Genomic DNA, 10032 nt, shown 5'->3' with positions numbered 1-10032 from the left:
AAATAAGCACTAACATCTTCCCCATAAACATAATCAGAATCAGTGTCTGTAAGATCTTTTGCTTTATCAAGCATTTTTGAAAATGTATCATAATGATCCTGTTCATCCTCAGCTAATTTCAAAAGAAGATCTTTCAATTTACCATCTTCAGTCTTTTTAGCCTGTTTTTTATAAAAATCTAGTCCTCTTTTTTCAATATCTTTTGCCATTTCTATAACTTCTACAGAATTAAATTTTTGTCCAAACATAGATTATCTCTCCTTTCAAATATCCATAATTCTTTGCTTCTATATTAAAATATACTGGGTAAACAACAAATATCCTTTTTCTCTCACAAATTATTTAATTTTCAATCAACTTTATAGTCATCTTTATCCATATCTACAGTTTTACCATCACTATTATCATATCTTTGCGAAGAAGGAGATTCATAATAGCTTGTTATGAATTTTTTTAGTATTGGCCACATTACAACTGCCACAGCTATATCATCTAATTGTCCCAAAACAGGAAAAAAATCGCCTACTAAATCAAAAGGAAGTATAAAGTAAAGAATAGGAACCAAAAACAATAATTTTTTTCCTGTCGAAACATCTTTATCTTTTAAAAAACGTATTAATTTTACTATTCCAGACAGGCTATTTCTCAATTTTTACACTCCTTCAAATTAATAGTACTTAATGAGTTAATTATATTATAACTCAAATTAACTAAAATGACAAAAGAAAATCCTGAATATCTCTCTAAGAGAAATTCAGGATAAAATAATTTTATTTATTATTCTTAAAAAGCAGGTACAATTGATCCTCCATAATTTTCTTCAATAAATGTTTTTGCCAAATTACTTGTCAAAAATTTACTTAACATTCTTATTCCAAAATCATTTTCTTCTCCTTTTCTTACAGCTAAAACATTGGCATAAGGTGATTCTTTGTCTTCAATTAGTAATGCGTCTTTTACTGGATTTAAATCTGCTTCCAGTGCATAGTTTGTATTAATAAATGCAGCATCAACATCAGCTAATACTCTTGGAAGTTGAGCAGCTTCAAGTTCCTTAAATTTAAAGTCGTTTGGATTATCAACTATATCAAGAGGAGTAGCTTTTAAATTTTTAGGATCATTTAATTTAATTAATCCTTCTTGATGTAATATTTGTAAGGCTCTTGCTTCATTACTGGGATCATTAGGAATTGCAATTTCTGCTCCTTGAGGCAAATTTTCTACATCTTCTATTTTATTAGAATAAAGAGCATAAGGTTCTATATGAACTTTTACAGTATAAGTTAAATCAAGATTTCTATCATTTTTGAATTGATTTAAATAAGGCACATGTTGAAAAAAATTTGCATCTATACTCCCATCAGCTAAAGCTAAATTAGGAGTTACATAATTATTAAATTCAACTATTTCGATTTCTACTCCTACACTTGCCAATTTACCTTTAATATGTTTTAAAATTTCGGCATGAGGAACAGGAGTTGCACCTACCTTTAGAGGATCAGAAGCCTTAACAGTATTGTCTATCAAAAAATTAGTAAGAGGAAAAATCAAAACACCAACAATTATTAATGATATGATAATATAATTTTTCTTTTTTAACATTTTATCTTCTCCTTTCAATATTTAAGTTTATTTATGATCAAAAATAAGAGCTAATTTATTACCTGTCCATTGAATTATCTGTACTAAAACTAATAAGATTACTATAGTCTCCAACATTATCATTGGTTTAAATCTTTGATATCCATACCTTATTGCGATATCTCCTAACCCACCTCCTCCTATTGCCCCTGCCATAGCTGAATAACTTATAAGACTAATAGTAGTTAAGGTAATCCCTAAAATTATTGCTGACAGAGATTCTGGAATTAAGACTTTAAAAATAATTTCAAAAGGGCTAGCACCCATTGACTGTGCTGCTTCTATTACCCCTTTATCTATTTCAAGAAGAGCATTATCTACAACTCTTCCCATAAATGGTATTGCAGCTATTGAGAGTGGTACAATAGCTGCTGTTGTCCCAATAGAACTGCCTACAATCATTCTTGTAAAAGGAATAATGGCCACCATCAAAATAATAAATGGGATAGATCTTCCAATATTTATAATGATGTTAAAAATTTTGAATATGTATTTATTTTCAAGAATATGACCTTTCCTGGTAACTGTAGTAACAATTCCAAGGGGAATACCAAAAATAACAGAAACAAAAACTGAAACACCAACCATATAAAGAGTTTCTCTAATACCGGATATCATTAATTGATTATAATTAGCTAACAAATTTATTATTTCTTTCATTTGCTAACACCTCCACTAATAATCCTTTTTCTTTCAAATAATTTATACTGTCTTTAACTTTTTTGTAATTACCCTCCAGTTTTAAAACAAGAGTACCAAAGGGAGTATCCTGTATTTCATCAATATTTCCATATAAAATATTTGCATCAATCTCATATTTTTTAATTAAATTGGAAATAAGTGGTTGATGAGTTAACTCTCCTATAAAATTAATTCTAATAAATTCACCATTTTTCTTATCAAAATTATAAAAGCTTTCTTTTACTTTTGGGGGAAGTTCAAAATCAATTATATTTTTAATAAACCTTTTTGTTATATCTTTTTGTGGCCGAGAAAAAATATCAATAACTTTTCCCTTTTCTACAATTTCACCATTTTCAATAACTGCAACTCTATCACAAATTTCTTTGATTACTTCCATTTCATGTGTTATTAAAATAATAGTCAAATCAAGCTCTTTTCTTATTTTTGCTAAAAGATTAAGTATTTCTGCAGTACTTTCTGGATCAAGAGATGAAGTAGCTTCATCAGATAATAGTAGTTCAGGATCATTAGCAAGTGCTCTAGCAATTCCAACCCTTTGTTTTTGTCCTCCACTTAAATTAGCTGGATAACTATCTGTTTTTTCTGATAATCCTACTAATTCTAATAATTTATTAACTTTTTTTATTCTTTGTTTTTTTTCAAATCCATTTATTTCTAGAGGAAAAGATACATTTTCAAATACTGTTCTAGAACTTAATAAATTAAAATCCTGAAAAATCATGCCTATCTCTTTTCTTTTATTTCTAAGCTTTTTTGAAGATAAATTAGTTAAATCATTATCATTAATTTTTATCTTACCCTTTGTAGGCTTTTCTAAAAGATTAATTGTTCTAATAAAAGTACTTTTACCTGCTCCACTTGGGCCAATAATCCCAAAAATTTCTCCCTTTTTTATATTTAAATTAATATTATTTAAAGCTAAAGTATTTTCTTTTTCACTTTTATATTTCTTACTTAGATTTTTAATGCTTATCATTCAACCACCCTTTCTATAAAATTTACTTTATCTTATTATAAAATAAAAATGCCATCCCCATTTTAAAAGAGAATGACATCCATAAAAAATAAAAACCCTCTGAGAGGGTTTTATTCCTCTCATCTCTCATCTACAAAATGTAGATGCAGGATTTGGCACCTTACCTTTAATTAGGTAGGTTGCCGGGCTTCAAAGGGCCAGTCCCTCTGCCACTCTCGATGAATTATTTGATTTTCTGCAAGTTATTTATTTAGTACTTTATCATACAAAAGTAAAACTGTCAACCATTTTTAGTAATTAATCTAAGTATCCAAGACTTTTTAATCTTTTTCGAATCATATTAACCTCTTCAGAACTTAATTCTTCACCATCTATTTCTTCGCCTTCATCACGATTTAATTCTTTAGTAGAAACTAAATCTCTCATTACATATACAATAAACTCTGTAACACTATTAAACCCAGTTTCATCAGTAATTTCTTTCAATTTATTATAGAGATTTCTTGGAATTTTAATAGTTGCTTTATCAGCCATACAAAATCCCTCCTCTAAAAGTTAAAAATATTAATTTTCTGCTTCTTTTAATTTTTTTACTTCTTTTTCACTTAATCTTACATCTCCTAATTTAACATCTGGAGCATTTTCTCCATGGAAATCTGATCCACCAGTAATAAGTAGGTCTAATTCTTTAGCAATTTTTTTATATTTTTTCTCATCTTTTTTATCATGTTTACTTTGATATACTTCTATCCCTTGTAAACCATAATTTTTCATTTCTTTTATATCATTATAGTCCATTGCCTCACCATGGTTTATAAATTTTGGATGAGCAAGTACTGGAATCCCACCAGCATTTAATATCAAATCAATTGCTTTTTTAGGAGTTAATTTATATTTAGGGACATATGCTTTTCCACCATTAGCAATATAATCTTTTGTAAAGGCTTCTCCAATTTCATTTATATATCCTTTTTCTATCATAGCTTTAGCAATATGAGGTCTTCCTAAATAATCATCACCAGCTAAACTTTTTACCTGTTCAAAACTAATATCTATTCCCTGCTTATTTAATAATTCCACCATTTTTTTAGCTCTATTCTCTCTTGCTGAAAATATTTTTTTAGTTTCAGTAAGCAACTCTTGATTAGTATAATCAATAAAATATCCTAAAATATGAATTTCTGCCTTTCCTCTAAAAGTTGAAAATTCAATTGCAGGAATCACTTCAATAGCTAAAGATTCTGCGACTTTTTCAGCTAAAGGTATTCCTTCAACTGTATCATGATCAGCAATTGCTATAGTTTTGAAACCTTTTTTTAATGATTTTTTCACTAATTCTTCCGGAGTATAACTTCCATCAGAGTAAGTAGAATGTAGATGTAAATCAGCTGTCATTAAAAATCTCCTTTCATGTCTAAAATTTTATATTCTTCCATTTAGTTTATACCAAATCAAACCAAGCCATTCATGTAAGGCAGCTAAATTAGCATTTAAAGCACTTCTATTAGGTAAATAATCAAGCCAGCTTAATTTATGGTTATAAGAATATCCTGAAATCACAGGAATAAAATCTATATTAAGATTAGAAAAAACAGCACTTGAGCGAGGCATGTGAATAGCAGAAGTTACTAGATATATATTATCTATATCATTATTTTTTATCCACTTTTTCACATAAATTCCATTTTCATATGTTGTTCTAGCCCTATCTTCTTTTATTATTTTATTTTCCGGAACTTCCATCTCCTGGAGCCATTTTTGAGCTATATCAGCTTCACTTATTCCAGTTTGACCGACAGCAACTCCTCCGGAATAAATAATTAAACTACCTAATTTATTCTGTAACTTATAACCTCTAACAATTCTTTCCAAACTTGATTTTGATAGTTCACCATCTTTTCCTGGAATATTGTAATTAATACCTCCTCCTAAAACTACTATAGGCATTTTATTTATTAATTGATAATTATCCTCTATATAGTAATTTTCAAGGGGTAAAACTAAAGTTTTTACTCCCAGTCCAGTAAAAATAAATATCATTAATATAATAGAAAATAAAGCAATTATTCTAATAAATAAATTAGTTTTCTTATAAAATAAATAGATGGTTACTATTCCCCATAAAATCAGAAAAAACCCTGGAAAACTAAGAAAAGAAGCAATTATTTTTTCTAATGCAAGCATATTATTCACCTATCTCCTTTTACTTTTCTTTTTACATATAATTATATTTCCGCAAATTTAGCTATAATCCTTCCTAAAAAAGAAAAAACCACCTTGATAAAAGGTGGTTTTTATAATAAATATATTATTTTATTTTTTCAACAGCTTTTTTTGCCCAATTTTTATCTTGCAACATAGCTCTCCCTATACCAACCAAATCAGCTTTACCATCCTCAATTATTTTATTTGCAAATTCTGGAGTTTCTATACCTCCGGTAACAATAACAGGTACTCCAACTTCAGGTCTTATTGCTTCCCCCATATAAACAAAATACCCTTCCTCATCATCACCAACATTATATCCAGTTAATCCTCCAGATAAATCCAGTAAATCTACTCCAGCTTCCTCAAGCATTTGAGCAGCTTCAATAGAATCTTCAATCTTTATTCCACCAGGTAAAAAGTCATCACAACCTAATCTATATGCAATTGGATATTTTCTTCCAACAGCCCCTCTAATTGCTCTTACAATTTCTAAAGGAAAACGCATTCTATTTTTCAAATCACCACCATATTCATCATCTCTTTTATTTGTAAGAGGTGACATAAATTGATTTAGTAGATATCCATGAGCTCCATGTAATTCTACAATATTAAATCCTGCTTTTTTAGCTCTTAGAGCCGATTTGACAAAAGATCTTTTTAATTCTTTTAAGTCATCCTTCATAAGAGCAGTTGGTGTTTCATCAATATCTCGCCCCGGATGTTTTACCTCTGAAGGAGCAAAAGCACTTCTGCCTAAAATATGAGATTTAGATGCACTCCCTCCATGCGAAATTTGAATAACTGCCAGACTGCCATTTTCCCTAATTATATGGGCTAATTTCCCAAGTCCAGCAATATGGCTTTCATCATAAATACCCAATTGATGATTATTTACTCTTCCTTCTCTTCTAACATAGCTATGTTCTACTATTATCATACCAACATTAGGACGATTTTTATACTGTTCAGTCAATTTATCAGTAACCATCCCCATTCTCGTAGCCTCTCTAGTTGCAAGTGGAGGCATTACTATCCTATTTTTTACTTTTAAATTTTTGATTTTTATAGGTGATAATAAATTAGCCATATTTTACCTCCTCTATATATCTTTAATTATATAATATCATCCAATTATTAAAATGTCGATACTATTTTCAAAATTTTTTTAATTTTTAAGATATTTTTTTAAATTTCAAATTTATAGCCAACTCCCCAAACAGTTTGAATATATTTGCCAACTTTTTCTCCAAGTTTTTTTCTCAAAGATTTTATATGAGTGTCTACAGTTCGAATATCCCCAAAATAATCATAACCCCATACTTTTTTTACTAACTTATCCCTGCTAAATACTTTTTTGGGATTAGAACTTAATGTCCACAGCAAATCAAATTCTTTAGGAGTTAAATCAATTATTTTTCCATTAATTTTTACCTTTTTTTCTTTATTATTGATAGTTAAATGAGGAAATTTTATTATATGATTATCTTCAATTTTTTTATTTTTTTTATTAACTCTGTCTAATATTGATTTTGCTCTTACTAAAATTTCTTCAGGATTAAATGGTTTAGTTACATAATCATCGGCCCCTAACTTAATTCCCTTAATTTTAGCACTATCTGATTTTTTTGAACTTAAAATAATTATAGGTAATCGACTATTTTTTCTTATTTTTTTACATACTTCCCAACCATCTATTCCAGGAAGGTTAATATCCAAAATAACCAGATCAAGATTTTCATCTTCTATTTTTTTTATTCCTTTTTCACCTGTAGAAACAGAAATAATAGTAAAATTTTCATTTTCAAAATAATCTTTAATTATCTCTATTACTTTATCATTGTCATCTATTACTAAAGCTTTATACTTTGACATTTAATCCCTCCCTATCTGATTAATTATATTATAATAATATATTGAACATACTGCAAGAAAATTATCCCTATCATCTCTCTAAAAAGAGTTGATAGGGATAGGTTGGAGGGACAAACAATATTTAGTTTGCTTTTATTTTATTAAATATTTTTTTCTATTTTTGCTTCATCACGTAATTTTTGAATATATTGATTAACAGCCTGTTGTCTCTTCTGGCTGAATAATTGATCTTTTATTTGTGATTTAACTTCTTCAAATGATTTTGTAGAAGCTTCTTTCTTATCACTAACCTTAATAATATGGTAACCATATTCTGTTTCAACTGGTTCACTAATTGAACCAACTTCTAAGTTAAAAGCTACTTTTTCAAATTTTTCAATGAACTGTCCCTTTTCGATAAATCCTAATTTTCCTCCATTTTCAGCAGATCTATTGTCTATAGAGTTATTCTTTGCAAGATCAGCAAAAGAGGCTCCATTTTGAAGCTTATTATATAGTTCATCAGCTTTTTCTTTTGATTCTACTAATATATGACTTGCTTCAACTCTCTCTCCCTGCTTATAGCGTTGGGAGTTATTATTATAAAATTCTTTAGCTTCTTCATCAGAAACTTCAACATTTGATAATACTTTTTCTTGAATAAATTTTTGTATTTTTAAATTCTCATTTTCTAAAAACATCTTTTTATACTGTTCCATTGATTCTATTCCCTGTTCACTAAGAGCGGATTCAAACTGTTCATCAGTTAAATTATTTTGTTGTTTTATTTGTGCTACCTGTTTATTAAACATTTCATTTTTTTCTTTCTCTGTTAATTCTACATCAGAGTCTGCAGCTGCCTGTTGTAAAAGAGTATTGTTAATAACTTCTTCTAATTTTGTCTTATTAAATTCTTCTAATAGTTCCTGTCCTGCTTCAGATGAATATAAAAGTTGTGCAAATTGTTGATTAGTTTGAGCTATCTGCATAATTAATTGTTGAGTACCTGCAGCCTTTTGTAATTCTGTTCTAGTTATTTCTTCCTCATTAACTGTTGCTACAACCTCAGTCTTTTGACTACTACTGTCACTATTTGAATCCTGGGCCATAACATTAACAGTAAGCAGTGGAATAATAAGTAATAATGCAAACATTGCTAAAATTTTATTTCTCATTTGAATTTCCCCTTTCTGGAATGTTTATAATTGTATTTTTATCGAAGAGTATTTTACCCCTCTTTTATCTTTACCAAGTATATTGTAGGATAAAAATGTGATAAAAGTGTGATTATCAAATTAAAAATAGATTAAAGTTCTTTTTCAATATCAATCATCTTTTCCATTAATAATCCCATTATCACTACAGAAGCAAGGGTAAAAACAAATCTCAATGCAGAAAATTTAAACCCTAAAAACTTCATCTCTACTCCCAACTGAGGAATTTTTAGAGAAGCCCAAACTCCTAAAAAAATTATTGTATTACTTAAACTTGCTTTTTTACGTAAAAGCTCTCCTGCCAGTGGTAAAGCCACATACATAGGACCAGCTGGTAAAGTTCCAAGAAAAATAGCTAAAAACTTTCCTTTTATTCCTGAGCTCTGTCCCAAATATTTTTTTACCATTGAAGTAGGAACCCAGACATCAGCTAAACCCATAATTATTAAAACAGCAGGAAAAACACTTATCATTTCTTTAATGTATCTAGTTGACATATAAAAGGCATTTTGAAAACGGTTAACAGAAAAATATCTCAATATTAAAAAAGCTACAATTGAAATTGCTAATGCTATTATTAATTTTTTTAAGTTATCTTTAAGTTTAGATTTCTTTTTGTCCATCACATTATCCCTCCTATAATTATTGCAATTATTACTGCAAAGATTAAGGCTAAAACATTTCTATATATTGTTATCTTTTTTCCTAGCTCTTTTAATTCAATAGGTATAGTTACAAAACCCACCATTGTTAAGGTTGTTATAAAAGCTGCAACCGGAGTATAAGAAGCCCCTCCTTCAATCAAAGAACCTGCCAATGGTAAAGCAATTATACTCGGAATCATCATAATCGCCCCAAATGTTGCTGCTGCAATTACCTGGATTGTATTCAATTCTCCTCCAAGATAAGCTTCAATTGATTCAGGAGGGATAAAGGCAAATATAAATCCTATAATCACAATAATTAATATAAGCTGAGGAGCAAGATTAATACCTTTCATAAAAGCTTTTTTTACTGCGTTTTTTGTTTTTTGACGATTATTATAAAAAGAAATTCCCAATGCTAATAATGCTATAAAATTAATAAAAATTGCAATCAATTAAATCACCTCTTTTTCAAAAAATATTCTAATTGTTTAATTATTTCTTCGCCTTTTTTTAAAATGGAATATTCAAAATTGCTTCCTCTCCATTTGATAACAGTCATCCTTATAGTTCCCATAAAGATAGTACTAAAACTTTCAGAATCAATTGAATCTTTTATTTCACCTTTTTCCTTTCCAGCCTTTATAATATTTTTAATAAGTTCTTCTCTTTTTTCACGATGACTATTAAATTTACTCCAAATTTCTGGATATTCTCTAAATATTTCTTCCTGAAAAGTAATAGCAGTCATTAATGGATTTTCGGAAAATAATTTCAATTGAAACAAAATAAT

Annotated in this window: 14 protein-coding genes and 1 riboswitch; all 14 genes read right to left on the bottom strand. The window is 28.6% G+C overall.

All coding sequences use genetic code 11. The annotated features are described in order from the left end of the window. A partial coding sequence (locus tag VJ881_10580) for a ferritin family protein (GenBank protein ID HKL76496.1) occupies window positions 1–248 on the bottom strand: 248 nt, incomplete at its 3' end. Between the two features lie 101 nt (window positions 249–349). Then, complete coding sequence (locus VJ881_10575; GenBank protein HKL76495.1) at window positions 350–649, bottom strand: DUF1232 domain-containing protein; 300 nt, start codon at window positions 647–649, stop codon at window positions 350–352. A 134-nt stretch (window positions 650–783) separates the two neighbouring features. After that, a complete protein-coding gene (locus VJ881_10570) occupies window positions 784–1602 on the bottom strand; it encodes a MetQ/NlpA family ABC transporter substrate-binding protein (protein ID HKL76494.1) in 819 nt (272 codons plus the stop codon). Between the two features lie 27 nt (window positions 1603–1629). Beyond that, window positions 1630–2301, bottom strand: coding sequence for a methionine ABC transporter permease (locus VJ881_10565; protein ID HKL76493.1), 672 nt, complete (start codon window positions 2299–2301; stop codon window positions 1630–1632). Beyond that, the gene (locus VJ881_10560) at window positions 2273–3322 is read right to left on the bottom strand and encodes a methionine ABC transporter ATP-binding protein (GenBank protein HKL76492.1); all 1050 of its coding nucleotides are present in this window, start codon (window positions 3320–3322) and stop codon (window positions 2273–2275) included. The genes VJ881_10565 and VJ881_10560 overlap by 29 nt, the downstream gene beginning before the upstream one ends. 116 nt (window positions 3323–3438) lie before the next feature. Further along, window positions 3439–3547: riboswitch (SAM riboswitch) on the bottom strand. Between the two features lie 72 nt (window positions 3548–3619). After that, complete coding sequence (locus VJ881_10555; protein ID HKL76491.1) at window positions 3620–3856, bottom strand: CopG family transcriptional regulator; 237 nt, start codon at window positions 3854–3856, stop codon at window positions 3620–3622. 30 nt (window positions 3857–3886) lie between these two features. After that, entirely contained in the window at window positions 3887–4717 is an 831-nt protein-coding gene (locus tag VJ881_10550; protein ID HKL76490.1) for a PHP domain-containing protein, read from the bottom strand. Between the two features lie 27 nt (window positions 4718–4744). Continuing rightward, the gene (locus VJ881_10545) at window positions 4745–5506 is read right to left on the bottom strand and encodes a YdcF family protein (protein ID HKL76489.1); all 762 of its coding nucleotides are present in this window, start codon (window positions 5504–5506) and stop codon (window positions 4745–4747) included. Between the two features lie 124 nt (window positions 5507–5630). Continuing rightward, window positions 5631–6617, bottom strand: coding sequence for an NADH:flavin oxidoreductase (locus VJ881_10540; GenBank protein ID HKL76488.1), 987 nt, complete (start codon window positions 6615–6617; stop codon window positions 5631–5633). Window positions 6618–6715: 98 nt separating this feature from the next. Beyond that, complete coding sequence (locus VJ881_10535; protein HKL76487.1) at window positions 6716–7402, bottom strand: response regulator transcription factor; 687 nt, start codon at window positions 7400–7402, stop codon at window positions 6716–6718. Window positions 7403–7542: 140 nt separating this feature from the next. Continuing rightward, window positions 7543–8556 (bottom strand): peptidylprolyl isomerase, encoded by a 1014-nt coding sequence (locus VJ881_10530; GenBank protein ID HKL76486.1) that lies wholly within the window; start codon window positions 8554–8556, stop codon window positions 7543–7545. 131 nt (window positions 8557–8687) lie between these two features. Beyond that, the gene (locus VJ881_10525; GenBank protein HKL76485.1) at window positions 8688–9218 is read right to left on the bottom strand and encodes a permease; all 531 of its coding nucleotides are present in this window, start codon (window positions 9216–9218) and stop codon (window positions 8688–8690) included. After that, a complete protein-coding gene (locus VJ881_10520; protein HKL76484.1) occupies window positions 9218–9694 on the bottom strand; it encodes a permease in 477 nt (158 codons plus the stop codon). Before VJ881_10520 ends, VJ881_10525 begins: the two co-directional genes overlap by 1 nt. Window positions 9695–9699: 5 nt before the next feature. Then, a partial coding sequence (locus VJ881_10515) for a TetR/AcrR family transcriptional regulator C-terminal domain-containing protein (GenBank protein ID HKL76483.1) occupies window positions 9700–10032 on the bottom strand: 333 nt, incomplete at its 5' end.

The organism is Halanaerobiales bacterium (assembly GCA_035270125.1).
In the GTDB taxonomy this organism is placed as follows: Bacteria; Bacillota; Halanaerobiia; order Halanaerobiales; family DATFIM01; genus DATFIM01.
Note: the sequence above shows the minus strand (reverse complement) of the source record. Positions and strands in the feature narration are given on the sequence as shown.

Coding starts and splice junctions, on each gene's coding strand:
- VJ881_10550 (HKL76490.1), bottom strand. CDS start 4,717: ATGACAGCTGATTTACATCTACATTCTACTTACTCTGATGGAAGTTAT.
- VJ881_10525 (HKL76485.1), bottom strand. CDS start 9,218: ATGGACAAAAAGAAATCTAAACTTAAAGATAACTTAAAAAAATTAATA.
- VJ881_10530 (HKL76486.1), bottom strand. CDS start 8,556: ATGAGAAATAAAATTTTAGCAATGTTTGCATTATTACTTATTATTCCA.
- VJ881_10560 (HKL76492.1), bottom strand. CDS start 3,322: ATGATAAGCATTAAAAATCTAAGTAAGAAATATAAAAGTGAAAAAGAA.
- VJ881_10565 (HKL76493.1), bottom strand. CDS start 2,301: ATGAAAGAAATAATAAATTTGTTAGCTAATTATAATCAATTAATGATA.
- VJ881_10540 (HKL76488.1), bottom strand. CDS start 6,617: ATGGCTAATTTATTATCACCTATAAAAATCAAAAATTTAAAAGTAAAA.
- VJ881_10570 (HKL76494.1), bottom strand. CDS start 1,602: ATGTTAAAAAAGAAAAATTATATTATCATATCATTAATAATTGTTGGT.
- VJ881_10535 (HKL76487.1), bottom strand. CDS start 7,402: ATGTCAAAGTATAAAGCTTTAGTAATAGATGACAATGATAAAGTAATA.
- VJ881_10545 (HKL76489.1), bottom strand. CDS start 5,506: ATGCTTGCATTAGAAAAAATAATTGCTTCTTTTCTTAGTTTTCCAGGG.
- VJ881_10555 (HKL76491.1), bottom strand. CDS start 3,856: ATGGCTGATAAAGCAACTATTAAAATTCCAAGAAATCTCTATAATAAA.